The following is a 19866-nucleotide window of genomic DNA, read 5'->3' as shown; positions in this document are numbered from 1 at the left end:
CGAAAAGCACCGATTCAACCATGCAGGCATATCATATAGGAAAGTATTTTTTACATCATGAATTGGGAGACGTGAATGATGAGTGATGTCCTTTTACTGCTTCAAATGGTGGCAAAAAGGTTGAGTATCCTTTCGTTGATTACAGCGGTATTGCTGTTGTTGTCCCATTTATGGCTGTACGCTGTATTCGCGTTCATCATAATGGGCTGCCTGATTTGCGTTGACCGGATCATCAGTGAAAAAGGCAATTCACGGGCAGCGGAAAACCGGCGCTATTATACTTTGATCGTTGTGACAGATGAAGATTGGTACGAAGAAGAGCATGTGCCGTTTCTTGAAATGGATCATGTGTCCTTAGAGCTGCATTATCAATATGAAGATATCCGTCGCATTAATCCGTTGATCCAGCTGCAGGCGTTTCCCGGATTTGTTCTCGTCGAAACGGATGCTACAAAAAGAATAGAGGAATCGTTGCAAAACCCGGCGCTCGTTACAGGAAACTATGCGGAAGTCATCCGTTTTCTGAAACAGGAAACCGCGGCGGAAAGCTGAAAAAGAAACAGGAATCCAAGCAAAGCCGATGCCCGTTTGTTGCGGGAAATTGCTTGGGAGCAGACTGTTTTCCGAAACAGGAAACCGCGGCAGAAAATTGAAAAAGAAACAGGAATCCAAGCAAAGCCGATGCCCATTTGTTGCGGGAAAATGAGTTGACGCAGTCTGTTTTCCGAAGTGCGGCGGGAAACTGAAATAGATGCGAAAATCCAAGCAAAGCAAAGATGATACTCATTTGTTGCGGAAAATGCATGGGAGCAGTCTTTTTCCGAAACAGGAAGTGCGGCGGGAAAGCTGAAATAGATGCGGAAATCCAAGTAAAGCAAAGCCGATGCCCGTTTGTCTCGAAAATTGCGTGGGAGCGGTCTGTTTTCTGAAACAGAAAGCGCGGCGGGAAGCTGAAAAAACTGAATATCAAGCAACCATGCAAAGCCCGATGTCTGTCCGGAGAGGATTTTGTTTTTTGAAGTAGGAAACCCGCGCCAAAAGTTGAAGTAGAACGGGAAATTGCGTAGGCGAGATCTTCTGAAACGCGGGAAAGTACGAGAAATTTGAAATGAGGCGGAGATTCAAAAAAACAAAGCTGTTCCCCGTTTGAGAATTGCGCGGAGATGGTCCGTTGTTTGAAGTCGAAAATCATGGCAGGCAGCGGAACATAAATGAACTTTTTAAGAAAAATCGGAAAGGCTCCTTTTCACGAACATTTCCTGTGTTAAAATGTAAAAAAGTACGTTCAAGGGGAGCTTTTTCAATGGTGTTTCAAAAAGGGGAAAAGTTAGAAGAAGATTTGTACTCCAATAGCGGCGTCCTGTTGCTGCGGAAAGGGACGTTTCTTACAGAAAGGCTCGCTGCCATTTTAAATAAATATGAAGTCCTGCGCGATCCGGAATTGGACGGCAGGCGCATTGCCACCGAAGTGCCCGGGATCTTCCATGACTTATTATATGAGAATATTTACCATGAAATGGAAGAACTCCAGCGCATCATTCAAGTGAAAACAACCCTTTGTGATGCAGAAGTGGAGAGTATGGAAAAAAATTTTCGCAAGTTTTACAAAGAAGTGTTTACGACCCGGACGTCTATTTTGGAACTAATGGAGCATTTCTCTGCTGACGAATATTTGTTCAAACACTGTATCCATGTCGGGCTGATAGCTGCTAATATTGGGAAAATTTTGAAGTTGCATCCTGAAAAGCAAAGCCTACTGGCGCAAATGGGGCTTTTCCACGATATTGGCAAGTTCACCATTGACCCGCAAATTCTCAATAAACCGGGAAGACTAACAGATGCAGAGTTTGCCTTGATCAAGAAGCATCCGGAAGCGGGTTACCGGCTGCTTGAGAAAACATCGCTCGACCCGATGATTTTAAAAGGGACCCTAATGCACCATGAACGGCTGGACGGCTCAGGCTACCCGGATGGCAGGAAAACCATTCCTTTTCTTGTCAGAATATTATCTGTGGCGGATACGTTTGACGCCATTTGTTCCAACCGCGCATACCGCAGGAGGCAGCCGGTGTTTTTTGCGATTGACGAATTAATGGCAGATGCTGATGCCGGCCGGCTCGATCGGGAAATTGTCCTCCCGTTTGTCAACTTCCTGATGGAAAATTACTGGAAACAGCCGATTACACTCCGTAACGGGATAAAAGGGAGCATTATCCGGATCCATCCGCTTCATCCAAACCAGCCTGTCCTTAAAGTCGAAGGGTACCCGGTTTTAAACCTGATGGAACAAAAGCTGACCTTGTTTCAAATTGCCAATCCCAATTAACCGGGGCTCTTTTGTATGAAATGTAAAAAGATGGGAAACTCGAAAGACAAAGCGTGTCTTTTTGGAAACCGGAAAGGCGGACAGGAGCAGTACGCCCTCCCGGATATTCCGACAAAAATAGAAGGTTTGCAAAGCACAGCAGCCTCCGGCACAATAACACGATTACAATATTCATTCCAAAGCAAGCCGGGCATTGACTTGTCCTGCCCAGGTTTGGTATAGTATTTCTATTCAAATAGCGACGATGAAGGATCAATAGTAGCCGGAACTTTTCCTTTCAAGCGAGCCGGGGGCGGTGGAAGCCCGGCAAGGAACCCGGTGAAACGGCAGTCCGGAGTTTTTTCATGGAAAGTGGGTGCGGAAATTCCGCATCAACTGGGGTGGAACCGCGGGAATTCAAGCTCTCGTCCCCAGGCTGTTGCCTGGAGATGGGAGCTTTTTATATGGAAACATTCCCGTCCCCAGGGGAAACCATTTCAATGAAAAAAGGAGAGATGACAATGAGCGTCACGATGGATCAAATCGTCTCGCACGCGAAACACCGCGGGTTTATTTTCCCGGGTTCGGAAATTTACGGAGGGCTTGCCAACACTTGGGATTACGGCCCGCTCGGCGTCGAATTCAAAAACAACGTCAAAAAAGCCTGGTGGAAAAAATTCATCCAGGAGTCGCCGTACAATGTCGGCCTCGATGCTGCGATCCTGATGAACCCGCGCACATGGGAAGCAAGCGGCCACCTCGGCAATTTTAACGACCCGATGATCGACTGCAAACATTGTAAAGCCCGGCACCGTGCCGACAAACTGATCGAAAATGCCCTGCATGAAAAAGGGATCGACATGATTGTCGACGGCCTGCCGTTTGAAAAAATGGAAGAGCTGATCAAAACGCATGACATCGCCTGCCCGGATTGCGGCAGCAAAGACTGGACCGGCATCCGCCAGTTTAATCTGATGTTCAAAACATACCAGGGCGTAACCGAAGACAGCACGAATGAACTGTATTTGCGCCCGGAAACCGCACAAGGCATTTTCGTCAATTTTAAAAATGTGCAACGGACAATGCGCAAAAAATTGCCATTCGGGATTGCCCAAATCGGCAAAAGTTTCCGGAACGAAATCACCCCGGGGAACTTCATTTTCCGCACGCGCGAATTTGAACAGATGGAACTTGAATTTTTCTGCAGGCCGGGCGAAGAGCTCAAATGGTTTGACTACTGGAAACAATATGCGCGCGAATTTTTGCTGAATCTCGGCATGAAGGAAGAAAACTTGCGGCTGCGCGACCATGAAAAAGAAGAACTGTCCCATTACTCGAACGCGACCACCGACTTTGAATACAACTTCCCGTTCGGCTGGGGCGAATTGTGGGGCATAGCCTCCCGTACCGATTACGACCTGAAACGCCATATGGAATATTCCGGCGAGGATTTCACTTATCTTGACCAGGAAACGAATGAACGCTTTGTTCCGTACTGTATTGAGCCGTCGCTTGGGGCGGACCGTGTAGCACTGGCATTTCTGATTGACTCTTATGCAGAAGAGGAACTTGAAGACGGCACAAGCCGTACGGTCATGCACCTGCACCCGGCCCTTGCGCCATACAAAGCCGCGGTTTTGCCGCTGTCGAAAAAATTATCAGCTGAAGCACGCGACATTTTTTCGGATTTGTCGAAAACGTTTATGGTTGATTTTGACGAAACCGGGTCGATCGGCAAGCGCTACCGCCGCCAGGACGAAATTGGCACACCGTTTTGCATCACATACGACTTCGATTCGCGCGACGACCATATGGTGACCGTCCGCGACCGTGACACAATGGAGCAAACCCGTGTGCCAATCACGGAACTTAAAGCCTTTTTGGAAGAAAAAATTAAGTTTTAAAAAAAGCCCGCAACTTGCGGGTTTTTTCTTTGTTGGTGCGCCGGACAGCCATAAGCAAATCTATCCTGATCGTAATGGATTTTGGCGTTTGGAACGCCTAATTAGACCATAATTAGACATTTTTAACGGGTTTTACGCTTGGATTTGTCCAATTAGAACGCCTAACTAGACATTTTCAACGGGTTTTCGCCTAATTTGTCTAATTGGATGCGGCATGTTTTGTCCTTTTGACAGGATCAAAAGGACATTTCGTTACCTGATGCCGCTCGTTTTGTCTTTTTGACGGCTTCAAAAGGACAATTCGGGCCCGGATGCAACTCCTTTTGTCCTTTTGACAGGTTCAAAGGGACATTTCATTCCCGGATGCGGCATGTTTTGTCCTTTTGACAGGTTCAAAAGGACATTTCGTTACCTGATGCCGCTCGTTTTGTCTTTTTGACGGCTTCAAAAGGACAATTCGGGCCCGGATGCAACTTCTTTTTGTCCTTTTGACAGGTTCAAAGGGACATTTCGTTACCTGATGCCGCTCGTTTTGTCTTTTTGACGGCTTCAAAAGGACATTTCGGGCCCGGATGCGGCATGTTTTGTCCTTTTGACAGGATCAAAGGGACATTTCGTTACCTGATGCCGCTCGTTTTGGTCTTATGTCAAGAAAGTAGACACATAGATTTGAGATATTTTTATTTAAAACCCCTACCGCACTTCGTTTGGTTAGGCATCAGAAATGATCAATCGAAAGGCGTGATTGATCATCTCTGACGCCGTAAGAGGAATTTGAGTAATTTATGAGATATTTTCTTCTGTTATTTGCTGGTGTTTCCTCTCAAATTGGTTGGGTGAGACATACCCTAAGGTGGAGTGCTTTCGCCGTTCATTGTAAAAACTGCTAATATAGTAATTTATAGCTCTCATTGCCGCAGCCCTGGTTTCAAAGCGCCTCCTGTGTATTAAATCCTTCTTGATAGTGGCGTGAAAAGATTCGATACAAGCATTGTCGTATGGATCTCCTTTTCTGCTCATGCTGATTTGTATTCCGTTTGCTTTTAGAATATCTGTATATTCTTTGGAACAATACTGGGATCCTCTGTCTGAATGATGGACCAGCCCTTCCCCAGGTTGCCTTGAAGTAATCGCCATATTCAATGCTTGGATTGGCAACTCTTTTTTCATACGTCCGCCCATACGCCATCCCACTATTTTCCTCGAAAACAAGTCCATCACGGATGATAAATATACCCAGCCCTCAAGCGTCCAGATATAAGTAATATCCACCACCCAAACCTGATTCGGCCCTTCTGTTTTAAACTGGCGTTTGAGAAGATTAGGATAAATCTTCATATCGTGATTGGAATCTGTTGTAACAACGAACTTTTCTTTAGACGAGGCTGACAAACCCATTTCCTTCATCAAGCGGGCTACTGTTTTTTGGGAAATGGTATAGCCCCATTCAACCAGGTCATTGTGTACTCTTGGACTCCCATACGTCCCCTGGCTCTCATGAAAAGACTTGCTTATTTTCTGTCGAATTTCTTTCAGATAAGCCTCTTTTTTTGATGGCCCCTGGTTGCGCAACCACTTGTAATATCCACTTTTAGAAACCTCCAGGACTTTACACATCTTCACGACTGAATGTTCATCATAATGAGCTTGGATAAACCGGTATTTTACTCCTGGTTTTTTGTGAAGATGCGCATGGCCTTTTTTAAGATTTCGTTCTCCTCCCGTATCTCAGCCAATTCTTTCTCATGTTGTTTTTTCATCTTTTCTAATTCTGAAGGGGTAATGTAGCGCTCTGCCGTTTGTTCACCTTTTACCCGTTGCCTATAATCAGCAACCCATCTGCACAACGATTTGTAGGATACTTCCAGTTCATAAGCTACCTCAGTAGCCTTTCTCCCCTCCTCAACCACCAATTTTGAAGCATAATCCTTATACTCCCGATCGTAATGTTTCCCCATTATGAACACGTCCTTTTTAATGATGATTGTATTATATACTAATCTCATTTCTCCGTGTCCACTTTTTAGACTAATTTAAATGCCGCTCGTTTTGTCTTTTTGACGGCTTCAAAAGGACAATTCGGGCCCGAATGCAACTCCTTTTGTCCTTTTGACAGGATCAAAGGGACATTTCATTCCCGGATGCGGCATGTTTTGTCCTTTTGACAGGATCAAAAGGACATTTCGTTACCTGATGCCGCTCGTTTTGTCTTTTTGACGGCTTCAAAAGGACAATTCGGGCCCGGATGCGGCATGTTTTGTCCTTTTGACAGGTTCAAAGGGACATTTCGTTACCTGATGCCGCTCGTTTTGTCTTTTTGACGGCTTCAAAAGGACAATTCGGGCCCGAATGCAACTCCTTTTGTCCTTTTGACAGGATCAAAGGGACATTTCATTCCCGGATGCGGCATGTTTTGTCCTTTTGACAGGATCAAAAGGACATTTCGTTACCTGATGCCGCTCGTTTTGTCTTTTTGACGGCTTCAAAAGGACATTTCGGGCCCGAATGGAGCTCCTAATTAGACAATTCCACCGGGTTCGCGCCTCTTTTGGTCTTATGTTTCCAATTGATCCGCCTGCCCCAAGAGGTCATCTTTTCATCCTCAGGTTTTACCTTCCTAACTCTGTTTATCTCTTTACTCCGGATTTGCCGAAAAACCTTGCTTTTTGCGTGCTTTAGGCACATTCGGATATTCTACAAAAGAAGCATGATCGAAAATTAGGTACTGTGAATAAAGACAGTTTGCCCGGGGATATGGCGGGTAAAGATGGACATACCGAAACGCAATTGCGAAATAGTCTTTACAAACCATGGCAACGGGAGTAAGATAGGATGTCGTATGAAAAATTTGTGTTTCATAACTGAACCGCTTAATCCGGAAACGGAACGGGGGAACCAGGTTGGCGGCCGCGCGCCGCTTTGGGGTGAAGCCTTTTTTAAAAAGGCAGGGCCACTCTTATGCCCGAACCCGACAGCTAACCCCGTCAGCGTTATAAGAGAGGATGTGAAACTGTGATCGGGCAATAGACCACAGGGAAGATAAATTCTCTTTGTGGTTTTTCTTATTTTTGGGGAAGCATTTTGAAACACTGCAGATAAAAGGAGACAATTCAAATGTTCACCACGATAAAACGATTGTTAATTGGGAGACCGCTGCGTTCAAATGAACTCGAAGGCCAGAAGCTGACCAAGTTAAAAGCACTGGCCATTCTGTCATCCGACGCACTTTCATCTGTTGCATACGGGCCTGAACAGGTGCTGATTGTACTTGCCACAGTGGGAACGCTGGCATTTTGGTACTCTATTCCAATTACAGTCGGCATTTTAATTTTATTGGCTGCACTCATTTTATCTTATCGCCAGGTCATTTACTCTTATCCGCAAGGCGGCGGGGCATACCTTGTCTCGAAAGAAAATCTCGGCGTCACCCCCGGCCTTCTTGCAGGCGGATCCTTGCTGGTGGACTACATTTTAACGGTGGCCGTTTCCGTCTCAGCCGGAACAGATGCCATTACTTCCGCGTTTCAGAGCTTGCATCCGTACAGTGTGCAGATTGCGGTTTTTCTCGTTCTGATCATTACGATTTTGAATTTGCGCGGGTTGACGGAATCAGCCAATGTGCTCGCATACCCGGTTTATCTGTTCGTATTTGCATTGATTGTCATCATTGTTGTCGGTTTATTTAAAACCGTAACGGGGCAAGTTCCGCAAAACCTGCATCCGCATATCGGTACGCCGGTCGCCGGCATTTCACTGTTTCTTTTGCTAAAAGCTTTCTCATCTGGCTGTTCGGCATTGACAGGGGTCGAAGCCATTTCCAACGCGATCCCGAACTTTCGCGACCCGGCACCGAGAAACGCAGCCCGCACGCTTGCCATGATGGGTATCATTCTGGCATCGCTTTTAGCGGGCATCAGTTTTCTCGCATACTGGCTCGGCATTGCGCCGAAAGAAACAGAAACCGTTGTATCGCAAATGGCACACCGGACACTTGGCAACGGTGTTTTGTACTATTTCGTCCAGGCAACTACGGCTTTAATTCTCGTGCTTGCTGCGAACACCGGATTCTCTGCGTTCCCGCAGCTCGCTTTTAACTTGGCGAGGGACAAATTTATGCCGCGCATGTTCACGATCCGCGGTGACCGGCTTGGTTACTCAAACGGAATTATTTTTCTCGGCGTTGCTTCCATGATTTTAATTGTCGCATTCCAGGGCAATACCGAGCGCCTCATTCCGTTGTACGCAGTCGGCGTGTTCATTCCGTTTACCCTTGCGCAATGCGGCATGATTGTGAAATGGGTCACTCAAAGACCGAGAGGCTGGGCCGGCAAAATGTCGGTCAACTTTGTCGGTGCCATTATTACATTTAGCGTCCTTGCGATTTTATTCATTACGAAATTCACGCAAGTATGGCCGGTTTTGATTTTCCTGCCGATCGTCATGTTTATTTTCCGGAAAGTGAACCGGCATTACGAGGCGGTCGGCGAGCAGTTGCGGATTAAAGGGGTGTTTCAGGAAGAAATCCACTCCAATGTGATCATTGTCCCGGTGGCCGGCATTACAACGGTCGTGGAACGGACGATTAATTATGCAAAATCGCTCTCGGATCAGGTCATAGCCGTTTATGTCGCTTTTGACCATGAAGACGAGAAGAGAATGGAAGAAAAATGGAAAGAGTGGGACTGTGGTGTCCGCCTTGTCACCCTGCACTCGTCTTACCGGAGCATTGTCCAGCCGCTTGCCAAATTTTTGGAAATTATCCAGCGGAAAGCAAAAGAAAACAAGTACCAGGTCATGGTACTCATTCCACAGTTCATTCCGAAAAAACGCTGGCAAAACATTTTGCACAACCAGTCCGCGCTCCTCATCCGGATGCGCCTTCTCTGGGAAAAAGACGTTGTCGTTGCAACAATGCCCTACCATTTTAAAAAATAACAAATCTGGATGCACCATTTTCGTTGCAATACGGCTGTATCAAAAAAGGCTGCCCACCACGCGTTCGGCAGCCTTTTTTCATGAGCAGAACAAATTACCGTAGACGCTTCGTTCAGCATCAAACGCGGCAAAAGCCAAAATAAAAAAGCCGCGCAACGCTGCGCAGCCAAAATCTTATCGGTTCCAAATCAAAAGAAGCAAAACAATCGCCAAAAGGATGCGGTATACCGCAAATGGGATCAGCTTTACCTTGTTGATCAATGCGAGGAAAAACTTGATCGCGATTAAGGCGAAAATAAACGCGCTGATGAATCCGGTAATAAAGAACGGAATCGTCTCAGGTGTTACGGCGCCCCAGTGCTTTACAAGCGAAAGAAAGCTCGCACCAAACATGATCGGCACGGCCATAATAAATGTAAAGTCCGCTGCCGCACGGTGGCTCATGCCAAGCAGAACGCCGCCTGAAATCGTAGAACCGGAACGTGAAAAACCCGGCCAAAGTGCAAGACATTGAAAAAGCCCAATCACAAACGCCTGTCTATATGTAATCTCGTCAACCGTCTCTGTCTTCGGCCGGCGCGGGCGCGTGAGATCCGCCACAATCATCAAAACGGCCCCAGCCACAAGGGCAACAAGTACCGTATTTACCGAAAACAGATGGGCGTCAATATAGTCTTCAAACAAAAAGCCGAGCACAGCCGCCGGAACGAGCCCGGTAATCACATGCGTCAATCTCAGTCGTTCACCATACATCTGCTCTCTCGTAATATTTTTCTTCAGGCCGAGCAAATTTAAAAACCTGTCCCAGAATACGACCACCATCGCCATAATGGACCCAAGCTGGATCACCACTTTAAATACATTTGCCGCTTCAGTGCCATAAAGATGATTCGATTTCAAAATCAAGTCATCCACAATAATCATATGGCCCGTCGAAGAAACCGGGGCAAACTCTGTCAGCCCCTCCACAAGGCCGAGAATGGCGGCCACAAACAAATTCCACAAATGCAAAAACGTCACCTCCAGACTACATTATTCTACCATGGACGCCGGCCAAAACGAATAAATTTTTTTACGAACCCCGCCATGCTTAATCAGAAAATAAATTGAATTCAAGTGATTATAAGTTGAAAATGTTTACAATACACTATAAGATAAAGATAAAGAAGCCCGGGGAGGGGAAAAAATGCCTGGAAATCTCAGCTTTGGCGAAATTCTCATTATCCTTGTTGTTGCACTTTTAATTTTCGGCCCGTCGAAACTCCCGCAGCTTGGAAGGGCAGCCGGCCAAACATTGCGCGAATTCAAAAAAGGCGTGCGCGACGCCATTGACGAAGAAGAAAAGCCGCAAGTGAAAAAAAGTAAATCATAACCATAGGCCGCTGTAAAACGCAGCGGCCCATTTTTTGCATGCACCCCGCCATTTTCCGAACGCTTTTCATGGTAAAACACCGAAAGACGACCGCCCTGACACCTTCACGAGCCGTCGTGTAAAAATACGACCAGCATACTGCCACTTTTCATCTCATTGCCAGTGCTGCAAAAAATGTCTGATCCTTTTTGCGAAAAACGCAGCAGCCAGTTTTTTATTCGCGCTGCCGTCATCCGAACATTTTTCACGGTAAAACACCGAAAGACGACCGCCCTGACACCTTCACGGGCCGAAAATGCAGCCGTAACGCCCTGTCCCCGGGGACGGATTCAATTTTCCTGATCGTGCTATATAAGTTGAACCAAACATTAGTTGCCAGAAGCAATGTCTATCCTGATCGTAATTGATTTTGACGCGAAAAACTTAAGTTCTTTTTATATAGCAGCGGGAACGGAGGGCTCCCCATGGGCTGATTCATCTGTATGGTTTATTTCCTTTTATGGCAGGAAAAAATTTTACACATCCCTCGCCGGCTAAATTACTTGAACCGGCTATAAATGTGTTAAGATAAGGGTAAACAGAAAAATGGTTCCTTTGAATCCGGAGGGGGCAATAACAATACGATGGAAGACCGGCTGTTTTCATTATTTCAAAAACGGGGGGTCAGAAGGGTCCTTATCTTTGTGCTGATCACACTTATCCTGTATTTTCTGCGCAGCATGATGGACCTGATGCTGCTCACCTTTATTTTTTCCTATCTTGTCAACAGACTGCAAAAAATTGTGACAAGATGGTTTCCGATCAAACGCAGACTGGCTGTTTTAATCGTGTATATTTTGATTCTCGGCGGCCTCACACTCGGCGTGATCAAATATTTTCCGATCTTGGTCAATGAAATTACCCAGCTTGTTATGCAGATTTCCGATTTTTACACAAAACCTCAGCACAATGAAGTACTGAATTATATTGTGAAAAACATCCAGGAAAAGAAAATTGTCGACTACGCACAAAAAGGCGTTTCTATCCTGTTCGATTATTTTACAAGCATCAGCAAAGTCAGCATCCAGGTCTTCATGGCCATTATCCTGAGTTTGTTTTTCCTGCTTGAAAAAGAGCGGATCATCCGTTTTACAAAACAGTTTAAAAAGAGCAAACTTGCAGCGTTTTACGATGAAATCGAATATTTCGGTGTCAAATTTGTAGGGACATTCGGGAAAGTGATCGAGGCCCAGTTCATCATCGCAGTTGTGAATTCCGTTCTTACTACGATCGGCCTCTGGATTCTCGGCTTTCCGCAGTTATTCGGGCTCGCCATTCTCGTTTTTGCTCTCGGCCTTATCCCGGTCGCTGGCGTTTTCATCTCGCTCATCCCGCTATGTATCATCGCTTACAGCATCGGCGGCGGAATGAAAGTGCTGTATGTCCTCATTTTGATTGTCATCGTGCATGCCGTGGAAGCCTATGTGCTGAATCCGCAGCTGATGTCCTCAAAAACGAATATGCCTGTTTTTTACACTTTTCTCATTTTAATTTTTTGTGAGCATTTTTTCGGCGTGTGGGGGCTCATTCTTGGCATTCCAATTGTGATGTTCTTCCTTGATGTCCTTGAAGTTACCGGCCGAAGTACGGAGCCAAAGAAAAAAACATAATGTGCACCAGCCGTTCCGAAGTGGGTAAGCATTTTGGAACGGCTTTTTTCACAGATGGCCCCCTTGCTAAACGCTTTCTGGCATTAAATTCTCACCAGACTTTAGTCCTAGAGACCACTTGGGTTTTTAATATTTAAAAAAAATAACTTTTCCCGGAAAATCCATCTTAAAAAACAGAAAAATACCTTCAACAGCTCTGAGGAGTAAAAATTTTTCGTGATAATTTAACTATTCCCCCCCCCCAAAAACGCGGCTAAATATGTAATAATTTAAATAATTAGAGCTTGCTGGACGAATATTTTGGCATGGCTTAGTGACAAGTCGAATACAAGCTAAAATTTGATTCGTTCAGCAAGCCCTAATTAAACTTGGCTGTTTTGAGGGGGTTTTTATTTTGGTTACTAGAAAAGAAAAAAGAAATCGTGAAAAAGAAGCAAATTATTTTTTCGAGTTCCTTAAAATTCAGAAGCATTTTTTCAAAGACCTGATGAATAACCTAAAAAAGGTAGCAGACCACCGACATCAAAGCTATATCACTTATGGTCCAGAGGTCCTTTTATTTACGATGATGTTGAAAAATATGACCGGCCTAAAATCCATGAGAAACATGAGTGAGAGTTTTAATAAAGAAGAATGTATTAAAAATGTAGGGAAGGTGTTAGGCTTAGATTCTCTTGAAGAACTTCCACATTATGATACAATTAACGACTTTTTATCTGGCTTAGATGTAAATGAATTAGAAAAAATTAGAACGTATATGATTAAAGAATTATTGAAAAAAAGGTCTCTCGAGTCTTATCGAATTGAAGGAAAGTACTGGGGTGTCATCATTGATGGAACTGGATTACACACCTTTCATGAGAAACATTGTAAACACTGCCTGAGACGGGCATATACAAATAAAGAAACAGGAGAAACGAACGTACTTTATATGCACCATGTACTTGAAGCCAAGCTTGTCGTGGGGGATATGGTCTTCAGTATTGCCTCCGAATTTATCGAAAATGAATCAGAAAATGTTTCTAAGCAAGATTGTGAATTAAAAGCCTTCGACAGGCTGGCAAAGAAAATAAAAAAAATATTTAAAAGACTACCGATTTGTATCTTGGGAGATAGTCTCTATGCATGTGAAACGGTATTTAATCTGTGCAGGGCGCACAAATGGAAATATATATGCAGATTTAAGGAAGGGAGAATTAAAAGTATCTCGACGGAGTTTAGGGCAATAAAAGAGCTGGAACAAAGTAAGGATCAGAATTCATTAGTTTGGGTGAATGATATTGCCTACAAAGACAGAACGGTCAATCTGATGGAGGCCACAATGAAAACAGAGGATGGGAAATCGAAAGAGTATGTATTTATAACGGATATTAAAATCACGAAAAAGAACGTGGAACGACTCATCGCTGCAGGAAGAAGCCGCTGGAAGATTGAAAATCAAGGATTTAACGAACAAAAAAATAATCGTTACAATATAGAACATGCCAATAGCCAAAACTACACAGCCATGAAAAATCATTATTTATTAGTTCAAATAACAGATATTATTAGACAGCTGTTTGAAAAAGGTTCGTCAATCTTAAAAGCACTCAAAAAAACGGCAAAAGAAAAATCCTCAAATCTGTTGGAATCGTTTCGGACACGCATTTTAACAGACGAGGATTTCACCCATTTAAGTAAGCCAATACAAGTAAGGTTTACTTAATGGTTATATTATAGCAAAGGATGTGATGTAAAAAAAGGTTTTTTTGAAGTTATCCACAATTTTAAAAAAGAAATTTGCAAATTCGGCTCTTTTTGGCTTTGAAAGCAGAAAAAATAGATGGAAAAATTTTCTAAATGTGGATAAGTCATTTTATCATAAAACATCTAAAAATTGATGAATTTACTCTTCAGAACTGTACCTTCAATAAAAATATTGATGTTATCTGAATAGATTGATATACTCTAAAATAGGGAGTAATGGAAGGTTTCTAAATACTGGAAGCGCACACCAAAAAGATGAGCAGCCGGGAGGTGATGATGTGATTTCATTCCGTCATGTCAACAAATACTATGGTGATTTTCACGTTTTAAAAGATATTAACCTTGAAGTAAAAGAAGGGGAAGTCGTCGTTGTGATCGGGCCTTCCGGATCAGGGAAGAGTACAATGCTCCGCTGCATCAACCGTCTGGAAGACATCACGGACGGCGAGCTCTTCGTCCGCAATATGAAAGTCAATGACAAAAAAACCGATATCAACGATCTTCGCAAAAACATCGGCATGGTCTTCCAGCACTTCAATTTGTATCCGCATAGAACTGTCTTGCAAAATATCACGCTGGCGCCGATCAAAGTGCTGGGCCAAAGTAAGGAAGAAGCGGAAAAAAAGGCGATGCACTACTTGGAAAGGGTGGGCATTCCCGATAAAGCAAACGCCTACCCGTCACAGTTATCAGGCGGCCAGCAGCAACGTGTCGCAATTGCCAGGGGGCTGGCAATGGAGCCGGACATTATGCTGTTTGACGAACCGACATCTGCTTTGGATCCCGAGATGATCGGAGAAGTGCTCGACGTTATGAAAGCCCTCGCAAAAGACGGTATGACGATGGTAGTCGTCACACACGAAATGGGCTTTGCCCGCGAAGTGGCGGACCGCGTCCTTTTCATGGACCAGGGGAGAATCATTGAGGACAATACGCCGGAAGCCTTTTTCAAAAACCCGCGTGAAGAACGCGCCCGCACCTTTTTAAACCGTGTGCTGAACCATTAACCACAGGCCATGGTACATACACTTGCAAAACATGTGTATCCGGGCAGGATGCCAAAAATGGAAGCAAACGATCGCGGCTACCGGGTACACGCATGTCGGCCGTCGATCGCCGGTATGCTGGTTACGAATGGTGGCCAAACATCCTGCATCACGCCCGGGCAGGATGCTAAAAATCGGGTGCAAACCATATGCGGTTATCAGGTCCATACATGACAGCCGTCAATCGCCGGAAAGCCGGTTACGAATGGTGGCCAAATAACCTGTACCACGCGGGGCAGGATGCCAAAAATCGAAAGCAAACGATCCGCGGCTATCGGGTACACGTAAGGTGGCCGTCAATCGCCCGGAAAGCCGGTTCCAGTCGCAGTCATAAACCATTTGCATCTGCATATACATTCATATCCGGGGATGGTGCGCAATCATGGCCATAAGCCAAGGAATGGTAGGTGCCGGCCCGCGGGAATACCGTGCTACTCAAAGCAGTACCAGCATAAAACATTTATCATTGGGGACTTCCGCAAAGCGCTTGCTTTCGCGGTGACCATAAATAAAAAAGGGGGATTCAAATGGGAAAGGTCAAAAAATGGTTAGCAGCAGGATTGGTTTTCATTTTGGCAGCAGCACTGGTTGCAGGCTGCGGCAAATCAAAATCGACAGGCGGATCCGGTTCTGCAAGCGATGATCCGATCAAAAAAATCGAAGACAGAGGGAAATTGGTCGTTGGAGTCAAATATGATACATATCTATTTGGCTACAAAGACCCTAAAACCGGAAATGTGGAAGGCTTTGATGTAGACATTGCCAAAGCGATTTCCAAGAAAATTTTCGGTGACAAAGTTAAAGTCGAACTGAAAGAAGTCACATCGAAAACCCGGATTCCAATGCTGCAAAACGGCGATGTTGACATGGTTGTCGCTACCATGACGATTTCGCCGGATCGTAAAAAAGTGGTCGACTTCTCGGATGTTTATTTTGACGCCGGCCAGTCGCTCCTTGTGAAAAAAGGAAGCAAGATTAAGAGCGTCAAAGACTTGACGAAAGGCACAAAAGTCTTGACGGTAAAAGGTGCGACATCTGGTGACAACGTCAGAAAAGCCGCTCCGGATACAACCGTGTTAGAGTATGAAAACTATCAAGAAGCATTCACGGCTTTAAAATCCGGCAAAGGCGATGCACTGACAACCGACAACTCGATTCTGTACGGCATGGCCGCCCAAGACTCGAACTACCAGGTTGTAGGTGGCACTTTCACGAAAGAACCGTACGGCATTGCCATGAAAAAAGGCAATACGAAACTCGTAAAAGCCGTCAACAAAGCTTTGAAAGAACTGAAAGACAGCGGGGAATACGACAAAATCAAAAACAAATGGATCAAAGAATAAGGATAAGGGGTGGGCAAAATCGCCCATCCCTTTCTCCTGATTAAACCGCAAAGGAGTGAAACAGCGTGCTTGATTTTTCCATCCTCACCGACAATATCGACTTATACATGAAAGGTTTTGTCAATACGATTAAAATCAGCATCATCGGCCTTGTCGCCAGTTTCATTCTCGGCAACCTCATTGCCGTGTTCAGGCTGGCCCCTGTGAAACTGCTGAATTTTATCGGCGCAGTCTACGTTGAAGTCATCCGCAATATTCCGTTAATCCTGACCGGTTTCTTTTTCTATAACGGGCTCAGCTATTTTCATATTAATTTAAGCGGCTTTATCGCGGGCACCATTGCGCTCTCCATTTACACCGCCGCTTTTATTGCGGAAGCCGTACGTGCCGGCATTCAATCGGTGGACAAAGGTCAGCTTGAAGCCGCACGGTCAACTGGTCTGACATATACCCAGGCGATGCGTTACGTCGTCCTTCCGCAGGCGATCAAAATCGTCATTCCGCCGATCGGCAACCAATTCCTGAACCTGGTCAAAAACTCTTCGATCCTCGGTGTTTTTGCGGGACTCGACCTCATGTACTACGCCGATCTCATTCATGAAAAAACATGGATCACTTTTGATACGTATATTTTCGTCGGCATGTTTTATCTCATTCTGACGATCCCGCTCAGCCTGCTTGTCAACTATCTTGAACGCCGGCTGGCCAGAAGCAGTTGAATCATATTTAAAGGAGGGAAATGCGATGGATTTTGCCGGAGCTTATTCAAGTGGAAACCTGGCGTATTTGCTGAAGGGTTTTGCGGTGACATTGGAAGTGGCTTTTGTTGCAATCGTGTTGAGTTTTCTCATCGGCTGTATTCTCGGCATCTTGCGTTACGCCAAAATTCCAATTTTATCGCCAATCGTGGCACTTGTTGTCGAAATCACCCGGAACTTGCCACTGATTTTGATTATTTTCTTTACATATTTTGCCTTGCCTGAAGTCGGCATGAAAATGAGCGTCACGGCAGCAGCCATTTCGGCGCTGACGGTGTTCGAATCCGCGATGATTGCTGAAATTGTGCGCGGCGGCCTGAACGCCATCCCGAAAGGCCAGATCGAAGCTGCCCGTTCATCCGGCTTGAAATATATCCAAACCTTGTGGTACATCATCCTGCCGCAAGCTTTGAAAAAAATGATCCCGCCGCTTGTGAGCCAGTTCATCTCGCTTTTAAAAGATACGTCGCTTGCGATCATCATTGCACTGCCGGAACTGTTACACAATGCAAAAGGGATTTACAACGGGGAAGGCGGATCAAAATACATCATCCCGATTCTGCTCATGGCAGCTTTCATGTATTTTGTTGTCAACTACTTGCTTTCGATTCTCGCGCGCCGGCTCGAAAAGCGCCTCGACCCGGACCGTTCCGCTGCCAAACAGCTTGTGAACACAACAGAAAATTTGCTCTAGGGGAACCTGTCCTGAGGTTCCTTTTTTTTGCGCAGCTTTTCTCATGATAGAGATGTTTGCGATTGCTGATTTTCATTCGCAAAGTTGCAAAATAAATCAAATCCCCATTGCTTTTTTGTGCTAACTGTTATACAATATATATAACAAATAACCCAAATAAAAGAGATGATGTTCATGCTCATGAAAATCGACCTTGAATCGAATGTCCCTATTTACCAACAGCTGCATAACAGCATCATGGAAGGCATTGCGTCAAAAGAGCTGGCACCGGGCGATTCACTTCCATCGGTAAGGGCGATGGCATCCGACCTCGGTGTCAACATGCACACGGTCAATAAAGCCTACCAAATCTTGAAGCAGGAAGGCTTTATCCAGATCCACCGGCAAAAAGGGGTTGTCATCCAGCCTGAACAGATGCCCCCGGCCGATGAACCGTATCTTGAAAGCCTTACGGGAAAACTGCGCCCGCTCATCAGTGAAGCGATCTGTCGCGGCCTGGACGAAAAGCAATTTTTAAAAATATGTGAAAAGCTATATAACGACATTCAAAAGGTGGGAGAACAATGGAAACCATAATGGTATTGATCTTTTTCGGTCTGGTTGCCGTCATGATGGCAATAACACCGTACATTACAAGGAGAACGGAAAGTTTTGGGGTCACCATCCCAGAGGCAGCCTACCTGGATCCTGAACTGAAAAAACTGAGGAAACAATACGCCGCAGTCATTATTGTCTTCAGCATCCTTCTGGCAGCCGCCCTGTTCATAGCTGTAAGCACAAGCCAGTTGCTTCAAACTGGTTTCGCTCTCGCAGTCCTTGTTGACATTGCCGGTAATTTTCTTATCTATCTTTATTTTCACCGAAAAATGAAGGCAATCAAGAAGACGCGGAACTGGGCAGCCGGGAAAAAGCAGGCGATCATCGTCGACCCGAAATTCCGGAGCCAGAAACTCATTTTTTCCAACGCATGGTTTCTGATCCATGCAAGCGTGACAGCAGCCACTTTCCTGATGACATGGTTGTGCTACGGACGGATTCCGGACCGGATCGCCATGCATTATGATTTTAACGGTACACCGACAGACTGGGTGGAAAAATCGTACCGGACCGTGTTTGAACTGCCAACTGTCCAGCTGTTCTTGCTTATCCTGTTCATTTGGCTGAATACGATGATTGCAAAAAGCAAACAGCAGCTCAATGCCGAAAGACCGGAAGCCTCCCTCGAGCAAAATGTCCGTTTCCGGCGCAGATGGTCAGCATTTATGATCATTACAGGCTTGCTTATGATTTTACTATTTTTTGCCATTCAGCTTTCCTTTATTGTGCCGGTCCCGATTGCCTGGTTGTCGTACGGAGGCATGGGCGCGGTCCTGTTGATTGTGGCCGGGGCGGTTTTGCTCTCGGTTATCACCGGGCAGGGCGGCAGCCGCATCCGCGTAGGCAATGGTGCCGTTCAGGGCCGCTTCCAGTATGATGACGATGCGTATTGGAAACTCGGCGTTTTTTACTTCAATCGCAACGATCCTTCCTTATGGGTGGAAAAAAGGTTCGGGAGCGGCTGGACCCTTAACTTTGCGCACCCGGCAGGCTGGATTATCCTCGGGCTCATTATTCTGATTCCGCTTTTGCTTGGTGTTTTCTTTTCTTAAAAAACAAGGGGGCTGCTCCAAAGAATGGAAGCAACCCCTTTTATTATTCACTTTCAAGATCAACCCATTTGTCTGCCCAATTTTGCACTTCATCAAGGACCGGCTTGATCGCCTCGCCTTTTTCTGTCAACCGGTATTCGATCCGGACAGGGCTTTCCGGGTACACTTCCCGTACAAGGATGCCCTGGTCTTCCAGCTCCTTCAGCCGCTCCGAAAGCACCTTTTGGCTGATATGCGGGATAAGCTCCGCCATTTCGTTAAACCGCATCGGCCCATTAGAAAGGACACGGATAATCACGCCAACCCAGCGTTTTCCCAATAGCTGAAACGCCTTTTCGAAACGCGGACATAAACTTTGGTTTCCCATTTTTGTAACGCACCTTTCTTATCAACCCTGCATTCCGGGGCTATATCAACAAAACCCTTTTTAACCATTATACATGAATTGTGAACTTACTAAAAGTA

18 protein-coding genes, 1 riboswitch and 1 other annotated feature are annotated in these 19866 nt (G+C 45.4%); of the genes, 14 read left to right on the top strand and 4 right to left on the bottom strand.

Annotated features, from left to right (window positions below; genetic code table 11):
* Nucleotides 1–75 precede the first annotated feature (75 nt).
* The 4 genes from BCOA_RS21780 to BCOA_RS21760 all read left to right on the top strand — a co-directional run bounded on the left by BCOA_RS21780 (nucleotide 76) and on the right by BCOA_RS21760 (nucleotide 4209).
* A complete protein-coding gene (locus BCOA_RS21780; protein ID WP_014096272.1) occupies nucleotides 76–552 on the top strand; it encodes a hypothetical protein in 477 nt (158 codons plus the stop codon).
* 751 nt (nucleotides 553–1303) lie between these two features.
* Nucleotides 1304–2326 carry an HD-GYP domain-containing protein gene (locus BCOA_RS21770; RefSeq protein ID WP_014096270.1) on the top strand — a complete coding sequence of 341 codons (1023 nt, stop codon included), beginning with the start codon at nucleotides 1304–1306 and terminating at the stop codon, nucleotides 2324–2326.
* Between the two features lie 15 nt (nucleotides 2327–2341).
* Nucleotides 2342–2548 (top strand): hypothetical protein, encoded by a 207-nt coding sequence (locus BCOA_RS35280; protein WP_013858267.1) that lies wholly within the window; start codon nucleotides 2342–2344, stop codon nucleotides 2546–2548.
* A 13-nt stretch (nucleotides 2549–2561) separates the two neighbouring features.
* Nucleotides 2562–2741 (top strand) — a binding site (T-box leader).
* An 85-nt stretch (nucleotides 2742–2826) separates the two neighbouring features.
* Nucleotides 2827–4209: a glycine--tRNA ligase gene (locus BCOA_RS21760; protein ID WP_013858268.1), complete on the top strand. Its 1383-nt coding sequence runs from the start codon at nucleotides 2827–2829 to the stop codon at nucleotides 4207–4209.
* A gap of 783 nt (nucleotides 4210–4992) precedes the next feature.
* Here BCOA_RS21760 and BCOA_RS21755 read toward each other — a convergent pair.
* Both BCOA_RS21755 and BCOA_RS21750 read right to left on the bottom strand, forming a co-directional pair.
* The gene (locus tag BCOA_RS21755; RefSeq protein ID WP_258435298.1) at nucleotides 4993–5862 is read right to left on the bottom strand and encodes an IS3 family transposase; all 870 of its coding nucleotides are present in this window, start codon (nucleotides 5860–5862) and stop codon (nucleotides 4993–4995) included.
* Between the two features lie 11 nt (nucleotides 5863–5873).
* On the bottom strand, nucleotides 5874–6167 hold the full coding sequence (locus BCOA_RS21750) for a transposase (RefSeq protein ID WP_041818233.1): 294 nt from the start codon (nucleotides 6165–6167) through the stop codon (nucleotides 5874–5876).
* An 899-nt stretch (nucleotides 6168–7066) separates the two neighbouring features.
* Nucleotides 7067–7215, top strand: a riboswitch (cyclic di-AMP (ydaO/yuaA leader).
* A gap of 108 nt (nucleotides 7216–7323) precedes the next feature.
* On the opposite strand from BCOA_RS21750, the gene BCOA_RS21745 reads away from it, so the two are divergent.
* Entirely contained in the window at nucleotides 7324–9144 is a 1821-nt protein-coding gene (locus tag BCOA_RS21745; protein WP_014096266.1) for an APC family permease, read from the top strand.
* A 174-nt stretch (nucleotides 9145–9318) separates the two neighbouring features.
* Here BCOA_RS21745 and BCOA_RS21735 read toward each other — a convergent pair whose 3' ends face one another.
* A complete protein-coding gene (locus BCOA_RS21735) occupies nucleotides 9319–10155 on the bottom strand; it encodes an undecaprenyl-diphosphate phosphatase (protein WP_014096265.1) in 837 nt (278 codons plus the stop codon).
* A gap of 175 nt (nucleotides 10156–10330) precedes the next feature.
* Here BCOA_RS21735 and BCOA_RS21730 point away from each other — a divergent pair, with 175 nt between their 5' ends.
* The 9 genes from BCOA_RS21730 to BCOA_RS21690 all read left to right on the top strand — a co-directional run bounded on the left by BCOA_RS21730 (nucleotide 10331) and on the right by BCOA_RS21690 (nucleotide 19401).
* Entirely contained in the window at nucleotides 10331–10516 is a 186-nt protein-coding gene (locus tag BCOA_RS21730) for a twin-arginine translocase TatA/TatE family subunit (protein WP_013858271.1), read from the top strand.
* A gap of 623 nt (nucleotides 10517–11139) precedes the next feature.
* Entirely contained in the window at nucleotides 11140–12165 is a 1026-nt protein-coding gene (locus BCOA_RS21725; RefSeq protein ID WP_014096264.1) for an AI-2E family transporter, read from the top strand.
* 394 nt (nucleotides 12166–12559) lie between these two features.
* Nucleotides 12560–13870: a transposase family protein gene (locus BCOA_RS21720; RefSeq protein ID WP_014096263.1), complete on the top strand. Its 1311-nt coding sequence runs from the start codon at nucleotides 12560–12562 to the stop codon at nucleotides 13868–13870.
* 247 nt (nucleotides 13871–14117) lie between these two features.
* Nucleotides 14118–14918 (top strand): amino acid ABC transporter ATP-binding protein, encoded by an 801-nt coding sequence (locus BCOA_RS21715; RefSeq protein WP_373897105.1) that lies wholly within the window; start codon nucleotides 14118–14120, stop codon nucleotides 14916–14918.
* A gap of 566 nt (nucleotides 14919–15484) precedes the next feature.
* Nucleotides 15485–16300 carry a transporter substrate-binding domain-containing protein gene (locus tag BCOA_RS21710; RefSeq protein WP_014096261.1) on the top strand — a complete coding sequence of 272 codons (816 nt, stop codon included), beginning with the start codon at nucleotides 15485–15487 and terminating at the stop codon, nucleotides 16298–16300.
* Nucleotides 16301–16365: 65 nt separating this feature from the next.
* Nucleotides 16366–17019 carry an amino acid ABC transporter permease gene (locus BCOA_RS21705; RefSeq protein WP_014096260.1) on the top strand — a complete coding sequence of 218 codons (654 nt, stop codon included), beginning with the start codon at nucleotides 16366–16368 and terminating at the stop codon, nucleotides 17017–17019.
* Nucleotides 17020–17044: 25 nt separating this feature from the next.
* The gene (locus tag BCOA_RS21700; protein WP_014096259.1) at nucleotides 17045–17752 is read left to right on the top strand and encodes an amino acid ABC transporter permease; all 708 of its coding nucleotides are present in this window, start codon (nucleotides 17045–17047) and stop codon (nucleotides 17750–17752) included.
* A 174-nt stretch (nucleotides 17753–17926) separates the two neighbouring features.
* Complete coding sequence (locus tag BCOA_RS21695) at nucleotides 17927–18328, top strand: GntR family transcriptional regulator (protein WP_014096258.1); 402 nt, start codon at nucleotides 17927–17929, stop codon at nucleotides 18326–18328.
* Nucleotides 18316–19401 carry a DUF1648 domain-containing protein gene (locus BCOA_RS21690; RefSeq protein ID WP_014096257.1) on the top strand — a complete coding sequence of 362 codons (1086 nt, stop codon included), beginning with the start codon at nucleotides 18316–18318 and terminating at the stop codon, nucleotides 19399–19401. The genes BCOA_RS21695 and BCOA_RS21690 overlap by 13 nt, the downstream gene beginning before the upstream one ends.
* A gap of 43 nt (nucleotides 19402–19444) precedes the next feature.
* On the opposite strand, the gene BCOA_RS21685 is transcribed toward BCOA_RS21690, so the two are convergent.
* The gene (locus tag BCOA_RS21685; protein WP_014096256.1) at nucleotides 19445–19768 is read right to left on the bottom strand and encodes a winged helix-turn-helix transcriptional regulator; all 324 of its coding nucleotides are present in this window, start codon (nucleotides 19766–19768) and stop codon (nucleotides 19445–19447) included.
* Nucleotides 19769–19866 lie beyond the last annotated feature (98 nt).

The sequence above is a fragment of the Heyndrickxia coagulans 36D1 genome, from assembly GCF_000169195.2.
Classification (GTDB): Bacteria; Bacillota; Bacilli; order Bacillales; family Bacillaceae_C; genus Weizmannia; species Weizmannia faecalis.
This window is presented reverse-complemented; position numbering and strand designations above follow the sequence as displayed.